We start from the raw sequence: 17,008 nt of genomic DNA, 5'->3' as shown, positions 1-17,008 counted from the left end.
CGTGGTGCTCACATCCTGACGCAGACCTGGCGTGCGCAGGTCACCGGGGGCCACACCGTTACAGAGGAAACGCGTTTCGGGACACGGTCGTGACGCCCTTAAACTGACCCCCGTGACCGAGAACTCTCAGCAGCCGCAGCCCGCACCCACCACCGAACTGCCGACCCAGTACGCGCCGGCCGAGGTAGAGGGGAAGCTGTACGAGCGCTGGGTGGAACGGGGTTACTTCGAGGCGGACGCGGACAGCGACAAGCCTCCGTACACCGTCGTCATCCCGCCGCCGAACGTCACGGGCAGCCTGCACCTCGGGCACGCCTTCGAGCACACGCTCATCGACGCCCTGACCCGCCGCAAGCGGATGCAGGGGTACGAGACGCTGTGGCAGCCCGGCATGGACCACGCCGGCATCGCCACGCAGAACGTCGTCGAGCGGGAGCTGGCCAAGGAGGGCAAGTCCCGGCACGACCTCGGCCGTGAGGCGTTCGTCGAACGGGTCTGGCAGTGGAAGGGCGAGTCCGGCGGGCAGATCAGCGGGCAGATGCGACGCCTGGGCGACGGCGTCGCGTGGTCGCGTGAGCGGTTCACCATGGACGAGGGGCTGTCCCAGTCCGTCCAGACCATCTTCAAGCGGCTCTACGACGACGAGCTGATCTACCGCGCCGAGCGCATCATCAACTGGTGCCCCAGGTGTCTGACGGCCATCTCCGACATCGAGGTCGAGTACCAGGACGACGACGGCGAGCTGGTCTCGATGAAGTACGGGGACGGGGACGAGACGATCGTCGTCGCCACCACCCGTGCCGAGACGATGCTCGGTGACACGGCCGTCGCCGTCCACCCCGAGGACGAGCGGTACAAGCACCTGATCGGCAAGCTCGTCAAGCTGCCGCTCACCGACCGCTCCATCCCGGTCGTCGCCGACGAGCACGTCGACCCCGAGTTCGGCACCGGCGCCGTCAAGGTGACGCCCGCCCACGACCCGAACGACTTCGAGATCGGTCGGCGCCACGACCTGCCCGCCATCGCGGTCATGGACGAGCACGCCGTCATCACCGCCCACGGCCCCTTCCAGGGCCTGGACCGGCTGGAGGCCCGCTCCGCCATCGTCGCCGCGCTGCGCGCCGAGGGCCGCGTCGTCGCCGAGAAGCGGCCGTACGTCCACAGCGTCGGCCACTGCTCGCGCTGCAAGACCACCGTCGAGCCGCGCCTGTCCATGCAGTGGTGGGTCAAGGTCGGCCCGCTGGCGAAGGCCGCCGGTGACGCCGTCCGCGACGGCAAGGTCAAGATCCACCCGCAGGAGATGGAGAAGCGGTACTTCGACTGGGTCGACAACCTCCACGACTGGTGCATCTCGCGCCAGCTGTGGTGGGGCCACCGCATCCCGGTCTGGTACGGCCCGGAGGGTGAGGTCGTCTGCGTCGGGCCCGACGAGGAGCCGCCGACCGGCGAGGGCTGGCACCAGGACTCCGACGTCCTGGACACCTGGTTCTCCTCCGGCCTGTGGCCGTTCTCCACGCTGGGCTGGCCCGAGCAGACCGACTCGCTCGCGAAGTTCTACCCGAACTCCGTCCTGGTCACCGGCTACGACATCCTCTTCTTCTGGGTCGCCCGGATGATGATGTTCGGCCTGTACGCGATGGACGGCACCCCGCCGTTCCACACCATCGCCCTGCACGGCATGGTCCGTGACCAGAACGGCAAGAAGATGTCCAAGTCATTCGGGAACGTCGTGAACCCGCTGGACTGGATGGACAAGTACGGCTCCGACGCGCTCCGCTTCACCCTCGCGCGCGGCGCCAACCCGGGCGTCGACGTCCCGATCGGCGAGGACTGGGTCCAGGGCTCCCGGAACTTCGCCAACAAGATCTGGAACGCCACCCGCTTCGCGCTGATGAACGGCGCGACGGTCGACGGCCCGCTGCCGGACGCCTCGGAGATGTCGTCGACCGACCGCTGGATCCTCTCCCGGCTCAACACGGTGGTCGCCGAGGTCGACGCGTACTACGAGGACTACCAGTTCGCGAAGCTGTCCGACGCGCTGTTCCACTTCGCTTGGGACGAGGTCTTCGACTGGTACGTCGAGCTGTCCAAGACGACGTTCCAGGCGGGCGGCGAGGCCGCCGAGGTCAGCAAGCGCGTCCTCGGTGAGGTCCTCGACGTCACGCTGCGGCTGCTGCACCCGGTCGTTCCCTTCGTCACCGAGACGCTGTGGACGACGCTCACGGGCGGCGAGTCGGTCGTCGTCGCCGAGTGGCCGACCGACTCGGGCTTCCGGGACGCCGACGCCGAGCGGGAGATCGAGACCGTCCAGTCGGTGATCACCGAGGTCCGCCGGTTCCGCGCCGACCAGGGCCTCCAGCCCGGCCAGCGGGTCCCGGCGCGGCTGACGCTCGCGGGCAGCCCGCTCGCGGCCCACGAGGCGGCCGTCCGGCAGCTGCTGCGGCTCCAGCCGGAGGGCGATGCCTTCACGGCGACGGCCACCCTGCCGGTGGCGGGCGTCGAGGTCGCCCTCGACCTGTCCGGGGTCATCGACTTCGCGGCGGAGCGCAAGCGGCTCGCGAAGGACTTGGCGGCAGCGCAGAAGGAACGGCAGCAGGCCGAGGGCAAGCTCGGTAACGAGGCGTTCCTGGCAAAGGCTCCCGACAAGGTGATCGACGGCATCCGTGCTCGGCTGGCCAAGGCGGAGAAGGACATCACCCGAATCGAGAGTCAGCTCACCAAGCTGCCGGTGCAGTAACTGAGAGTTGCTCTCCGTCAACGCGGAGATGGTCCCGACCTGGCCGCAGCCGAAAGGGACAAGGCGCAGTGCTCTCCGCCCACGCGGAGATGTTGGGGTCCGGTGCGTGCACCACGTGGACGCGCCGGACCTCTCCCTTCACGGATACGTAAACTGGTCCCCGTGAGCGACAACCCCGGCGAGAACGACCAGCCCGACCCCGCTGACCCCACCGACTCCTTCGAGGAGATCATCGCGGCGGAGACCACCCGCGACCCCGACCTCGCCGTCATCGAGGCCGGCAGCCGCACCCTCCGTACCCAGGGCGGCCCCCCGCAGGCCGACGTGCCCGCGCGGCCGGAGGATCCCGAGGTGGACAAGGCCCTGCGCGAAGTGGAGACGGAGCTGGCGACCCGCTGGGGCGAGACCAAGCTGGAGCCGTCCGTCACCCGGATCGCCGCGCTGATGGACGTACTGGGGGACCCGCAGCGGTCGTACCCGTCCATCCACATCACGGGGACCAACGGCAAGACCACCACCGCCCGCATGATCGAAGCCCTGCTCGGCGCCTTCGAGCTGCGCACCGGGCGGTACACCTCGCCGCACGTGCAGTCGGTCACCGAGCGCATCAGCCTGGACGGGGCGCCGATCTCCGGCGAGCGCTTCGTCGAGACGTACGAGGACATCAAGCCGTACGTCGAGATGGTGGACGGCCGCCAGGAGCACCGGCTGTCCTTCTTCGAGGTGCTGACCGGCATGGCGTACGCCGCCTTCGCCGACGCGCCCGTGGACGTGGCCGTCGTCGAGGTCGGGATGGGCGGCTCCTGGGACGCCACCAACGTCATCGACGGGGACGTCGCCGTCGTCACCCCCATCGACCTGGACCACACCGACCGGCTCGGCGAGACGCCCGGCGCGATCGCGACCGAGAAGGCCGGCATCGTCAAGCAGGACGCCACCGTGATCCTGGCCCAGCAGCCGGTGGACGCGGCGCAGGTGCTGCTGAAGAAGGCCGTGGACGTCAACGCCACCGTGGCGCGCGAGGGGCTGGAGTTCGGCGTCGTCGCCCGGCAGGTCGCCGTCGGCGGGCAGCTGATGACCCTGCGCGGGCTCGGCGGCGAGTACACCGAGGTCTACCTGCCGCTGCACGGCGCCCACCAGGCGCACAACGCGGCCGTGGCGCTGGCCGCCGTCGAGGCGTTCTTCGGCGTCGGCGCGCAGCGTCCCGAGCCGCTGGACATCGACACCGTGCGCAAGGCCTTCGCCGCCGTCGCCTCGCCGGGGCGGATGGAGGTCGTCCGGCGCTCGCCGACCGTGGTGCTGGACGCCGCGCACAATCCGGCCGGCGCCCGGGTCACCGCGGAGGCGGTCGGGGAGGCGTTCCAGTTCAGCCGGCTCATCGGTGTGGTCGGCGCCAGCGGCGACAAGAACGTGCGAGGGCTGCTGGAGGCCTTCGAGCCGGTCTTCGCCGAGGTCGTCGTCACCCAGAACTCCAGCCACCGCGCGATGGACGCCGACGAGCTGGCCGGGATCGCCGTCGAGGTGTTCGGCGAGGACCGCGTCCAGGTCGAGCCGCGGCTGCCGGACGCCCTGGAGGCCGCGATCACGCTGGCCGAGGAGGAGGGCGAGTTCGCGGGCGGCGGTGTGCTCGTCACCGGTTCCGTCATCACCGTCGGCGAGGCCCGACTGCTCCTCGGGAGGGGCTGAGAAACCGTGCGTATGCTCTGTGCTTCGACTCTGATCAGCGAGTTCCTGGTGATCGGCTTCGCCGGACTGGTCGCCATGAAGGACCCGGACCTGTCCGTCGGGACGGTGTGGACGGTCAGCGGCGTCGCGATGTTCCTGTGCGTCGCGCTGTGCGGCGTGGTCACCCGGCCCGGCGGCATCGCCTTCGGCTGGGCCCTGCAGATCGCACTGATCGCCTCCGGCCTCGTCGTGCCGTCCATGTTCTTCCTGGGCGCGATCTTCGCCGCCCTGTGGTGGGCCTCCGTGCACTACGGACGGAAGATCGACGAGGCGAAGGCGAGGTTCGCGGCCCAGGCCGAGGCCACCGCGCCCGACGCCGCCTGACGCTGCGTGACAGGCGCCGCGACACGCCCGGTAACCTCAGTCATCACCTCGCACAACCGCACACCCACAAGGGAGCCCCTCGTGACCCAGCGCAGCCTCGTCCTCCTCAAGCCCGACGCCGTCCGTCGTGGCCTGACCGGCGAGATCATCAGCCGTATCGAGCGCAAGGCCGGCTGGCAGATCACCGCGCTGGAACTGCGCACCCTGGACGCCGAGACGCTCGAGCAGCACTACGGCGAGCACAAGGGCAAGCCCTTCTACGAGCCGCTGGTCGAGTTCATGGCGTCCGGTCCGGTCGTCGCCATGGTCGTCGAGGGCGAGCGGGTCATCGAGGGCGTGCGCGCGCTGGCCGGCCCCACCGACCCGATCGCCGCCGCACCCGGCTCCATCCGCGGGGACTTCGGCGTGATCGTCCGGGAGAACCTGATCCACGCCTCCGACTCCGAGGAGTCCGCCGAGCGCGAGCTGAAGATCTTCTTCCCGGGTCGGGTCTGAACCTTCTTCGGGACACGCCGGACGGCCTTTTTTCTGACAGGCCGTCAGTCGAATGGCCGAGGCGGAGCCGGGGCGGTCGCGTAAAAGCGACCGCCCTGTGGCATATGCGCGCCTGTTCGGGGGAACGGATGCCCCCGTTGGACCGTCTCCACAAGCGAGGCGCCGCGCCATCTGCTGACAATGGCGAAGACCCTCGCGCAGTGTTCGCGAAAGCGCGTCTACGATGGAAGCCTCCACGCGTCACTGCACCCACTTCGCCTACCTGAAAAGCCCTCAAAAGCTCCTGGGAAGGCCAGTCGAATCCTGATGGGGAACTCAATGTCGTTCATCGGCCGTGACATGGCTGTCGACCTCGGGACCGCCAACACGCTGGTGTACGTCAGGGGTCGCGGGATCGTACTCAACGAGCCGTCCGTCGTCGCGATCAACACCAACACCGGTGGCATCCTCGCGGTCGGCGCCGAAGCGAAGAAGATGATCGGGCGCACGCCCGGCAACATCGTTGCCGTGCGCCCGCTGAAGGACGGCGTCATCGCCGACTTCGAGATCACCGAGCGGATGCTCCGCTACTTCATCCTGAAGATCCACAAGCGGCGTTATCTGGCTCGCCCGCGGGTCGTCGTCTGTGTGCCCTCGGGTATCACGGGCGTCGAGCGCCGCGCCGTCATCGAGGCGTCGTCCCAGGCCGGCGCCCGACAGGTGCACATCATCGAGGAGCCCATGGCCGCGGCCATCGGCTCCGGCCTGCCGGTCCACGAGGCCACGGGCAACATGGTGGTGGACATCGGCGGCGGCACCACGGAGGTCGCGGTCATCTCCCTCGGCGGCATCGTCACCGCCCAGTCCATCCGTGTCGCGGGTGACGAGCTGGACAACGCGATCATCCAGCACGTGAAGAAGGAGTACAGCCTTCTGCTGGGTGAGCGCACGGCCGAACAGATCAAGATCACGATCGGTTCGGCGTACGACCTCGACGCTGACGAGCACACCGAAATCCGTGGCCGGGACCTCGTCTCCGGGCTGCCCAAGACCGTCGTCATCTCGGCCGCCGAAGTACGCAAGGCCATCGAGGAGCCGGTCAACGCGATCGTCGACGCCGTCAAGACCACCCTCGACAAGTGTCCGCCGGAGCTGTCCGGCGACATCATGGACCGGGGCATCGTCCTGACCGGCGGCGGCGCGCTGCTGCGCGGGCTCGACGAACGGCTGCGCCGGGAGACCGGAATGCCGATCCACATCGCCGAGGACCCGCTGGACAGCGTGGCGCTCGGCAGCGGTAAGTGCGTCGAGGAGTTCGAGGCACTCCAGCAGGTGCTGGACGCCTCGCCCCGCAGATGACGTAACACTTCGGTTCCGCCGTACGAGACGATCTCCTCTCGTACGGCGGATCGTTGATATAGAGGGTTCCGGTACCGGATGCGCGTGAAGCGCCCGACGTACCGAATCAGCTGAATTCCTGAACACCGCCACGTACATTCCGAGATTCCCGAATTCGACGAGGAAGGCACGGCCGCCGCACGTGAGGGACACGAAAGAGAGCCGGCTGCTCCTGGTGCTGCTGATCGCCATCGCGTTCGCACTGATCACGGTGGACATCCGCGGTGGGGAGGACTCCCCGGTCGACGGTGCCCGGCAGGCCGCGGCGGGCGTCTTCGGTCCGATCGAGAACGGGGTGTCGTCCGCGGTCGACCCGGTCGGCAACGCGGTCTCCGCCATCCGCGACTCCGGCGACCGGCACGACCGGCTCGCCGAGCTGGAGACGCAGAACGCGGCCCTGAAGGCGAAGCTCGGCAGTGACGAGCGCGGCCGCAGCCGCCTCAAGCAGTTCGACAAGATGCTCGGACTCGCCGGCGCCGGCCAGTACGGCATCAAGGGCGCCCAGGTCATCGCCATAGGAGCCGCGCAGGGCTTCTCCTGGACCATCACCATCGACGCCGGCGCCGACGACGGCATCAAGCGCGACATGACCGTCCTCAACGGCGACGGCCTCGTGGGTCGCGTGACCACCGTCGGCCCGGGAACCGCCACCGTGCTGCTCGCCAACGACCCCGACTTCACCGTCGGCACCCGGATGGAGGCCGGTGACGAACTCGGCTTCGCCTCCGGCCAGGGCGGCCGGCCCCTGCGCGTCGAACTCCTCAACGGCAAGGCCGACGTCAAGAAGGGCGACCGCCTGGTCACCTTCGGCTCCCAGGCCGACAAGCCGTTCGTGCCCGGCGTACCCGTAGGCGTCGTCTCCCGCATCGACCCCTCCGGCGGCGACCTGACCCGCACCCTCGACGTCACGCCGTTCGTCAGCTTCACCAAGCTCGACATCGTCGGCGTCGTCGTCCAGGCCCCGCAGAAGGACCCGCGCGACACGGTCCTCCCGGACAAGCCGAAGCCGAAACCCACGCCGACCGTCACGGTGACCGCGACCCCCTCCGCCGGGGCCGGCACCGACGGGGGGACACAAGGCGAAGAGAACGAGCAGACCGAGCAGAACCAGCAGAACGAGCAGTAGGAGTTTTCACCCCATGCGCGTCAACCGGATCCTGCTGTCCGTCTCCCTGGTCGTCGTCGCCCTGGTGCTCCAGGTGAGCGTCCTCGCCCGCCTCCACCTGCCCGGCGCCGTACCCGACCTGCTGCTCCTCACCGTCCTCGGCCTCGCCCTGGTCTACGGCCACGTCGGCGGCGCCCTCGTCGGCTTCGGCGCCGGACTGCTCGCCGACCTCGCCCCGCCCGCCGACCACGCCGCCGGCCGCTACGCCCTGGTGCTCTGCGTCATCGGCTACCTCGCCGGCCTCGCCAAACCGGAGAACGGCCGGCTCAGGACGGCCACCGGCCCCATGGCCGTCGTGGTCGTCGCAGCCCTCGGCACCACCCTGCTGTACGCCGGCGTCGGCGCCCTCGTCGGCGACACCGCCGCCCGCCATGTCGGCCTGCCCAGCCTGCTGTTCACGGCCGCCCTGTACGACCTGCTGCTCGCGCCCTTCGTCGTCCCCGGCATCATGGCCCTGGCCAGACGCGCCGACAACGACCCGCTGGCCGAGACCAACTCCGCCGGCCAGAAGACCGACATCGCCTCCGGCTGGCTCTCCGGCGGCACCGGCCTGCGCATCGGCAACCAGCGCAACGGACTGCGGGTGAGGGCGGCGCGGGCGCGGGTCGCCCGGGCCGGACGCATCAAGGGGGTCAAGCGGCTGTGACGACGCGGCAGCACACGACGCGGCCGTGCGCGACGCGGCCCCACCCAAGGACCACGCACCTCACGAGGGGGAGGCAGCCGCGGTGACCAACATCCCCGAGACCGGCCGCAGCACACGTGTCCAGACCCGGCTCGTCGTCATCCAGATCCTCGTCCTCTCCCTCCTCGGCACCCTCGGCGGCCGGCTCTGGTACCTCCAGATCCGCCAGGGCGACGAATACGCCAAGGAGGCCTCCGGCAACCACGTCCAGCAGGTCGTCCAGCCCGCCCCCCGCGGCTCGATCCTGGACGCCCGCGGTGTGGCGCTCGCCGACAACGAGACCCGGCTCGTCGTCTCGGCCTCCCGCACCGACCTGCTCAAGATGAAGGACGACGGCAAGGCCGTTCTCACCAAGCTCGCCGGGGTCCTGGGCATGACGCCCAAGGAGGTCATGGAGAAGGTCCGGCTGTGCGACGCCGAGACCCCCCAGCCCTGCTGGAACGGCTCGCCCTACCAGCCGATCCCCGTCACCGACGAGGCCACCCCCAAGCAGGCCCTCCAGATCCGCGAACGGGCCGAGGACTTCCCCGGCATCACCGCCGAGCCCCAGGCGATGCGCCGCTACGCCGCCCCTGGCCAGTCCAACACCGCACAGGTCCTCGGCTACCTCTCGCCCGTCACCGACGAGGAGATCCAGAAGGCCCAGGACACCGACTCGCCCTTCCTGCGCTCCGACCAGGTCGGCCGCTCCGGCCTGGAACGCCAGTACGACAAGGCGCTGCGCGGCAAGGCGGGCGTCACCCGCTACGAGGTCGACAACCTCGGCCGCGTCATCGGCCAGGCCGAGTCCGACCCCGGCGTGCCCGGCTCCAACCTCGTCACCAGCATCGACGCCCGCGTCCAGCGGGTCGCCGAGTACGAGCTGAACGAGGCGATGAAGGAAGCCCGCAAACAGTACGACGACAACACCGGCGAGAACTACAAGGCCGACGCCGGCGCCGTCGTGGTGATGGAGGCCAAGACCGGCCGCGTCGTCGCCATGGCCTCCAACCCGGCCTACGACCCCAACGCCTGGGTCGGCGGCATCTCCGCCGCCGACTACAAGAAGATGACCGGCAAGGACTCCAACTACCCGCTGCTCAACCGCGCCACCCAGGGCCAGGCGGCCCCCGGCTCGATCTTCAAGGTGATCTCCACCTCCGCCGCCGTCGACGCCGGCTACGACTTCAACGGCAGCTACGACTGCTCCAGCTCCTACTCCGTCGGCGGCCAGGTCTTCAAGAACTACGAATCCGCCAGCTACGGCGCGATCGACCTCGGCCGCGCCCTGGAACTCTCCTGCGACACCGTCTACTACCGCCTGGCCCACCAGGAGTGGAAGAAGGACGGCGGCAACAAGCCGAAGAACCCCAACGACTACTTCTACAAGGCCGCCCACGAGTTCGGCCTCGGCAAGAAGACCGGCATCGACCTCCCCAACGAGGTCACCGGCCGCGTCCCCGACCGCGCCTGGAAGCAGGACTACTGGGAGGCCAACAAGGACGCCTGGTGCAAGTCCGGCAAGAAGGACGGCACCTACGTCGAGAAGCTCGCCTACGAGGGCTGCCTCGAAGGCAACAAGATGCGCGCCGGTGACGCCATCAACTACTCCATCGGCCAGGGCGACACCCTCACCACCCCCATCCAGATGGCCACCATCTACGCGGCCATCTCCAACGGCGGCACCCTGTACGACCCGACCATCGGCAAGGCGGTCATCAGCCCCGACGGCAAGGAGATCCGCGCGATCGAGCCCGAGGCGCACGGCAAGCTGCCGATAAGCAAGACCACGCTGGCCAAGATGGACGACGCCCTCGAAGGCGTCGCCACCCGCGGCACCGCCGCCTGGCGGTTCGCGCAGGACGGCTGGCCCCAGGACAAGATCCCGATGCACGCCAAGACCGGTACGGCCGAGGTCCACGGCAAGCAGACCACCTCCTGGTTCGCCACGTACACCGACGAGTACTCCATCGTCATGACGATCTCCCAGGGCGGTACCGGCTCCGGCGCCTCCGGCCCCGCCGTCCGCAACATCTACGACGCGCTGTACGGCGTCTCGGACGACGGGGAGGTCGACAGCAAGAAGGGGCTGCTGCCCAAGCCGCAGGCGAAGCTCCCGACGATCAAGGCGGACGGCACCATCCCCGCGCCGAAGATGCCCAAGGACGCCGTCAAGGACCTGCTGCCGAAGGAGAAGGCCTCCCCGGAGGAGGAGTACGCCCCCATCGACGGCCAGGAACAGGGAGCGACGACGCCGACGCAGAACGGCGACAACCGCGACACGCGCCGTCACCGACGACGCGGCGGCGCGGGCCGGCGCGGCGGCGGAAAACGCGGTGCGGGCAGAAACGGAAGCCGGAGGGCGCGCGCATGACCGGTTCCAACAGCTTCCAGGTCTCCGGATACGGACCCGAGAAGGCCGGGTGGACCCGACTGCTCGCCCGGGACTCGATGGCGCGCCGGCTCGACTGGCCGATACTGCTGGCCGCCGTCGCGCTCTCGCTGATGGGCTCGCTGCTCGTCTACTCCGCGACCCGCAACCGCACCGAACTCAACCAGGGCGACCCGTACTACTTCCTGACCCGGCACCTCCTGAACACCGGCATCGGGCTCGCCCTGATGGTCGGCGTCGTCTGGCTCGGCCACCGAGCCCTGCGCACCGCCGTGCCGGTCCTCTACGGCGCGTCCGTCTTCCTGATCCTGCTGGTGCTCACCCCGCTCGGCTCGACCATCAACGGCGCCCACTCCTGGATCAAACTCCCCGGCGGCTTCTCCCTCCAGCCCTCGGAGTTCGTGAAGATCACGATCATCCTGGGCATGGCGATGCTGCTGGCCGCCCGCGTCGACGCGGGGGACCGGCCGAACCCGGACCACCGGACCGTGCTCCAGGCCCTGGGCCTGGCCACCGTGCCGATGCTGATCGTGATGCTCATGCCCGACCTCGGCTCGGTCATGGTCATGGTCATCATCGTGCTGGGCGTGCTGCTCGCCTCCGGCGCCACCAACCGCTGGGTGTTCGGCCTCATCGGCGCCGGAACCGCCGGCGCGCTCGCCGTCTGGCAGCTCGGCATCCTCGACGACTACCAGATCGCCCGCTTCGCCGCCTTCGCCAACCCGGCACTCGACCCCGCCGGCGTCGGCTACAACACCAACCAGGCGCGCATCGCGATCGGCTCCGGCGGCCTCACCGGCTCCGGCCTCTTCAACGGCTCGCAGACCACCGGCCGCTTCGTCCCCGAACAGCAGACCGACTTCGTCTTCACGGTCGCCGGAGAGGAACTCGGCTTCCTCGGCGCGGGCCTCATCATCGCCCTGCTCGGCGTGGTGCTCTGGCGCGCCTGCAAGATCGCCCGAGAGACCACCGACCTGTACGGCACGATCGTCGCCGCCGGAATCGTCGCCTGGTTCGCCTTCCAGACCTTCGAGAACATCGGCATGACGCTCGGCATCATGCCGGTCACCGGTCTGCCGCTGCCCTTCGTGTCGTACGGCGGCTCGTCGATGTTCGCCGTCTGGCTCGCGGTCGGGCTGCTCCAGTCGATCACGGTGCAGAGACCGATGTCCGCCTGAGCACGGGCCCGGCCGGGCCGCGGGCCATGGGCGGTACGGGGGACCTCCTTCGCCGGGTTAGGCTGGATGGTCCCCCTTGTCAGCACACAAAGGTTCCCTGAGATGCCTGCCGAAGCCGCCGAGCCTGTGAAGTCTGTGTTTCCGCAGCTCGAAGCTCTGCTCCCGCATGTGCAGAAGCCGATCCAGTATGTCGGCGGAGAGCTCAACTCCACGGTCAAGGACTGGGAATCCTGCGACGTCCGCTGGGCCCTGATGTACCCCGACGCGTACGAGGTCGGTCTGCCCAACCAGGGCGTCATGATCCTTTACGAGGTGCTCAACGAGCAGCAGGGCGTCCTCGCCGAGCGCACCTACAGCGTGTGGCCGGACCTGGAGGAGCTGATGCGGGAGCACTCCGTCCCGCAGTTCACCGTCGACAGCCACCGCCCGGTCAAGGCCTTCGACGTCTTCGGCCTCTCCTTCTCCACGGAGCTGGGCTACACCAACATGCTGACCGCCCTGGACCTGGCCGGCATCCCGCTGGAGTCCAAGGACCGCGGCATCGACGACCCGGTCGTCCTGGCCGGCGGACACGCGGCCTTCAACCCCGAGCCGATCGCCGACTTCATCGACTGCGCGGTCATCGGCGACGGCGAGCAGGCCGTCCTGGAGATCACCGCGATCATCCGCGCCTGGAAGGCCGAGGGCCGCCCCGGCGGCCGCGAGGAACTCCTCCTCCGCCTGGCGAAGACCGGCGGCGTGTACGTCCCCGGCTTCTACGACGTCGAGTACCTCCCCGACGGCCGTATCGCCCGCGTCGTCCCCAACCGCTCGGGCGTCCCGTGGCGCGTCTCCAAGCACACCGTCATGGACCTCGACGAGTGGCCCTACCCCAAGCAGCCCCTCGTCCCCCTCGCCGAGACCGTCCACGAGCGCATGTCGGTGGAGATCTTCCGCGGCTGCACCCGCGGCTGCCGCTTCTGCCAGGCCGGCATGATCACCCGCCCGGTGCGCGAGCGCTCCATCACCGGCATCGGCGACATGGTCGAGAAGGGCCTGAAGGCCACCGGCTTCGAAGAGGTCGGCCTCCTCTCGCTCTCCTCCGCGGACCACTCGGAGATCGGCGACGTCGCCAAGGGCCTCGCGGACCGGTACGAGGAGGACAAGATCGGCCTGTCCCTCCCCTCCACCCGCGTCGACGCCTTCAACATCGACCTGGCCAACGAGCTGACCCGCAACGGCCGCCGCTCGGGCCTCACCTTCGCCCCCGAGGGCGGCTCCGAGCGCATCCGCAAGGTCATCAACAAGATGGTCTCGGAGGACGACCTCATCCGGACCGTCGCCACGGCCTACGGCAACGGCTGGCGCCAGGTGAAGCTGTACTTCATGTGCGGCCTGCCCACGGAGACCGACGACGACGTCCTCCAGATCGCCGACATGGCCACCCGCGTCATCCAGAAGGGCCGCGAGGTCTCCGGCTCCGGCGACATCCGCTGCACGGTCTCGATCGGCGGCTTCGTCCCCAAGCCCCACACCCCCTTCCAGTGGTCGCCGCAGCTCTCCGCCGAGGAGACGGACGCCCGCCTGCAGAAGCTCCGCGACAAGATCCGCGGCGACAAGAAGTACGGCCGCTCCATCGGCTTCCGCTACCACGACGGCAAGCCCGGCATCGTCGAGGGCCTCCTCTCCCGCGGCGACCGCCGCACCGGCGCCGTCATCCGTGCCGTCTACGAGGACGGCGGCCGCTTCGACGGCTGGCGCGAGCACTTCTCGTACGACCGCTGGATGGCCTGCGCCGACAAGGCCCTGGAGCCCTTCGGCGTCGACGTCGACTGGTACACCACCCGCGAGCGCGGCTACGAGGAGGTCCTGCCCTGGGACCACCTCGACTCGGGCCTCGACAAGGAGTGGCTCTGGGAGGACTGGCAGGACGCCCTCGACGAGACCGAGGTCGACGACTGCCGCTGGACGCCGTGCTTCGACTGCGGGGTGTGCCCGGCGATGGACACCGAGATCCAGATCGGTCCGACCGGCAAGAAGCTGCTGCCGTTGTCCGTGGTCAAGTAGGACCGCAGGGCACGACGCCGCGGGATCCGAACCGGGCCCCGCGGCGTCTTCATGGGCATGGTGGATCTGGAGAAGGCGGCCGGGGCGGGCCCGCGGGAGGAAGCGGCACGGCGGTCGGATGCCGAGGGGTGTCTGGTCGTGGCGATCCGGATTCCGGTGCGGATCGTGGTCCTGGTGCTGGTCCTGCCGGTGCGGATGGTGTGGGACGCGCTGGTCGTCGCCGGGAGGGTGCTGCGGGACACGGTGCTGCGGCCGTTCGGGCGGGCGCTGGCGTGGCTCGGGCGGGCCGTCTTCGTGTGGCCGCTGGTCGGGGTGTGGCGATATGTCCTCGTGCCGCTGGCCAAGGGGGCCGCCTGGCTCGGGAACGTGCTGCTCGTCGTACCGGCGGTGTGGGTGTACCGGTGGCTGCTGACGCCGGCCGGGCATGGGCTCGCCTGGTTCTTCTTGGGTGTGGGCGCCGTGTTCGCGGCCGTCGGGCGGGTGCTGTACGCGGGTCTCGCCTGGCTGGTGCGGTATCTCGTCGTCGTACCGGCGGTGTGGCTCTACGCCTGGGTGCTCACTCCTGTCGGGCACGCGCTCGCCTGGTGCGGCAGAGGGCTGGCCTGGTGCGGCAGGGGACTGGCCCGGTGCCTGGGCATGGTCGTCACCGGTGTGGGCACGGCCCTGTACTGGGCCGTCCGGGTGCTGCTGGTGCTGCCCGCCCTGGCGCTGTGGCGGTGGGTGCTCACGCCGGTCGGCCGGGTGCTCGCCGTCGTCGGGAGGGAGGTCCTGGACGCCCTCGGGCACGCCTGGCGGATCGCGGGGCACATCTCGCGCGCTGTCGGGCGGTTCCTCGGCACCCTCTTCCGGTGGACCGTCGCCGAGCCGGCGCGATGGGTGTACCGGAGTGTTCTGACGCCGGTGGGGCACGCCGTGCGGGACACCGTTCTGCGGCCGCTCGCCGAGGGCGCGCGCGGCGTGGGGCGGGCGGCCCGGCAGGCGCTCGGCTCCGCCCGGTCGTCCGTGCGGCAGGCCCGCGCCGATGTGCGCCGGATGCTCTTCGGAGAGCCGGTGAGGCAGCGGACGGGGGTACGGCGGGAACCATCCGCGGCGCAGGCACGTACTCTTGGTAGCAGTACGACCGCTCTCACGAAGGACTGAACGACACTGGGCAAGCGACAGCCCGAAGGCCCGCCGCCCGTACCCGCGGTGCAGCGCATCCGACTGCGTTACACCAAGCGCGGCCGCCTCCGGTTCACCAGCCACCGTGATTTCCAGCGCGCCTTCGAGCGTGCCCTGCGCCGCGCCGAGGTGCCCATGGCGTACTCGGCGGGGTTCACGCCGCATCCGAAGGTGTCGTACGCCAATGCCGCACCCACCGGCACGGGCAGTGAGGCGGAGTACCTGGAGATCGCGCTCACCGAAGCGCGCGACCCGGAGCGGCTCAGGCTGCTCCTCGACGAGTCGCTGCCCAACGGGCTCGACATCGTGGAGGCGGCCGAGGCCCGGACCTCCGGACTCGCCGACCGGCTGACGGCTTCCGTGTGGGAGCTGCGGCTGACCGGTGTGGATCCCGCGGAGGCCGAACGCGCCGTGGCGGCCTTCAACGCGGCCCCGGCCGTGGAGGTCCAGCGCAGGACCAAGAACGGCGTCCGTACCTTCGACGCCCGCTCGGCGGTCGCGCGTCTCGAGAGCGTCACCACGTACGGTTCGCCGGCTGATAGGCCGACCGACCAGCCCTGTGCGATACTGCGGCTGGTTGTTCGGCACGTGACGCCTGCCGTACGACCCGACGACGTCCTGTCCGGTCTTCGCGCCGTGGCCGACCTGGCGCCGCCGGTCCCCGCAGCGGTGACCAGGCTGGCGCAGGGGCTGTTCGATGAAGAGACCGGTGCGGTGACCGACCCGCTCGCGCCCGACCGCGAGGCAGAAGCGCCCGAGCCGCAACCGGCCGCCGCTTCCGCCGCCGCGAAGGCGTCGGCGTAAGGAAGGTTCCGCTCAGGGACGGACGTCGCAGCGCCGCCCTCGAACTCGGGAGCCACCTGGGTCGGGCAGCGCACCGACCACAAGACTTTCGCCAGGCCGTGCACGACAAGGGGTACGGAACCGGCGAGACAAGACACGGAGAGCTTCCGAGCGGCGCCCGCGCCCCGGACGGCGGCGACCGCGCATCGCGCGAGCCGCGGACGTCACCGGCGGTCGACATGATCGATGCCGGACCAGGCGCGGCGCCCGGGAGCCTGACGGGAGAAACCCCCGCATGCTCGAACCGACCGAACCCACAGAGTCCTCGACCACCTCGACGGGCTCCGAATCGAACACCCCCAGCGACACCCTGCCGCCGCGCCGTCGGCGCAGGGCCGCGTCCCGCCCGGCGGGCCCGCCGTCCGGTGCTCCCGAGACGCCGGCGGAGACCGTCGCGCCGGCCGAGGTGACCGACGAGGCGGAAGAGGCGGAGGCCGAGGCCGCCGCCGAGGTGCCCGAGGCGGCTCCGGAGCCCGTGTCCGCGGGTCGGCCGCGGCGCCGTGCGGTGCGTCGCGCCTCCGCGCCCGCCGGGGCCCCGACGACGGCGGAGACGGCCGAGACCGTCGTGCCGGCGTCCACCGCCGCCGAGCCGCAGGCCCGGCCCGAGTCGGACGCGGCGCCCGCTGCCGCTGAGGTGTCCGCGCCTGTTGAGGCCGAGGAGGCCGCTCCGCGCCGTAGTCGGCGTCGTGCGACGCGCAGTGTGACCGCGCCGGCCGCGTCGGCTGCCGAGGAGGCGTCCGCCGCTTCGGTGCCGGACGCCGTGCCCGCTGCCGCTGAGGTGTCCGCGCCTGTTGAGGCCGAGGAGGCCGATCCGCGCCGTAGTCGGCGTCGTGCGACGCGCAGTGTGACCGCGCCGGCCGCGTCGGCTGCCGAGGAGGCGTCCGCCGCTTCGGTGCCGGAT

General features: G+C 70.3%; 12 protein-coding genes and 1 pseudogene. All 13 read left to right on the top strand.

The window, feature by feature from the left end:
• Window positions 1-112: 112 nt before the first annotated feature.
• Complete coding sequence (locus EBH09_RS12235; protein ID WP_121747004.1) at window positions 113-2,737, top strand: valine--tRNA ligase; 2,625 nt, start codon at window positions 113-115, stop codon at window positions 2,735-2,737.
• 162 nt (window positions 2,738-2,899) lie between these two features.
• A complete protein-coding gene (locus EBH09_RS12230; RefSeq protein ID WP_121747003.1) occupies window positions 2,900-4,423 on the top strand; it encodes a folylpolyglutamate synthase/dihydrofolate synthase family protein in 1,524 nt (507 codons plus the stop codon).
• Window positions 4,424-4,429: 6 nt separating this feature from the next.
• Window positions 4,430-4,786 (top strand): DUF4233 domain-containing protein, encoded by a 357-nt coding sequence (locus EBH09_RS12225; RefSeq protein WP_121747002.1) that lies wholly within the window; start codon window positions 4,430-4,432, stop codon window positions 4,784-4,786.
• Window positions 4,787-4,867: 81 nt separating this feature from the next.
• Window positions 4,868-5,281 carry a nucleoside-diphosphate kinase gene (gene ndk / locus EBH09_RS12220; protein WP_007449819.1) on the top strand — a complete coding sequence of 138 codons (414 nt, stop codon included), beginning with the start codon at window positions 4,868-4,870 and terminating at the stop codon, window positions 5,279-5,281.
• 318 nt (window positions 5,282-5,599) lie between these two features.
• Entirely contained in the window at window positions 5,600-6,619 is a 1,020-nt protein-coding gene (locus EBH09_RS12215; protein ID WP_052838153.1) for a rod shape-determining protein, read from the top strand.
• Window positions 6,620-6,800: 181 nt separating this feature from the next.
• Window positions 6,801-7,784 carry a rod shape-determining protein MreC gene (mreC, locus tag EBH09_RS12210; RefSeq protein ID WP_121747001.1) on the top strand — a complete coding sequence of 328 codons (984 nt, stop codon included), beginning with the start codon at window positions 6,801-6,803 and terminating at the stop codon, window positions 7,782-7,784.
• Window positions 7,785-7,797: 13 nt separating this feature from the next.
• The gene (mreD, locus tag EBH09_RS12205) at window positions 7,798-8,469 is read left to right on the top strand and encodes a rod shape-determining protein MreD (protein WP_121747000.1); all 672 of its coding nucleotides are present in this window, start codon (window positions 7,798-7,800) and stop codon (window positions 8,467-8,469) included.
• Between the two features lie 82 nt (window positions 8,470-8,551).
• Window positions 8,552-10,861 (top strand): penicillin-binding protein 2, encoded by a 2,310-nt coding sequence (gene mrdA / locus EBH09_RS12200; protein WP_121746999.1) that lies wholly within the window; start codon window positions 8,552-8,554, stop codon window positions 10,859-10,861.
• Window positions 10,858-12,057, top strand: a complete 1,200-nt coding sequence (gene rodA / locus EBH09_RS12195) for a rod shape-determining protein RodA (protein ID WP_121746998.1) — start codon at window positions 10,858-10,860, stop codon at window positions 12,055-12,057. The genes mrdA and rodA overlap by 4 nt, the downstream gene beginning before the upstream one ends.
• A 102-nt stretch (window positions 12,058-12,159) precedes the next feature.
• The gene (locus EBH09_RS12190) at window positions 12,160-14,103 is read left to right on the top strand and encodes a TIGR03960 family B12-binding radical SAM protein (RefSeq protein ID WP_193776251.1); all 1,944 of its coding nucleotides are present in this window, start codon (window positions 12,160-12,162) and stop codon (window positions 14,101-14,103) included.
• A gap of 51 nt (window positions 14,104-14,154) precedes the next feature.
• Window positions 14,155-15,243, top strand: coding sequence for a hypothetical protein (locus EBH09_RS12185; protein ID WP_121746996.1), 1,089 nt, complete (start codon window positions 14,155-14,157; stop codon window positions 15,241-15,243).
• Window positions 15,244-15,291: 48 nt separating this feature from the next.
• Window positions 15,292-16,068, top strand: coding sequence for a TIGR03936 family radical SAM-associated protein (locus EBH09_RS12180; RefSeq protein WP_121746995.1), 777 nt, complete (start codon window positions 15,292-15,294; stop codon window positions 16,066-16,068).
• A 274-nt stretch (window positions 16,069-16,342) separates the two neighbouring features.
• Window positions 16,343-17,008, top strand: a pseudogene (locus tag EBH09_RS38830) (ribonuclease E/G); the annotation flags it as partial.

Origin of the sequence: Streptomyces sp. E2N166, from assembly GCF_003671715.1 — a bacterium.
Taxonomy (GTDB): Bacteria; Actinomycetota; Actinomycetes; order Streptomycetales; family Streptomycetaceae; genus Streptomyces; species Streptomyces thinghirensis.
This window is presented reverse-complemented; position numbering and strand designations above follow the sequence as displayed.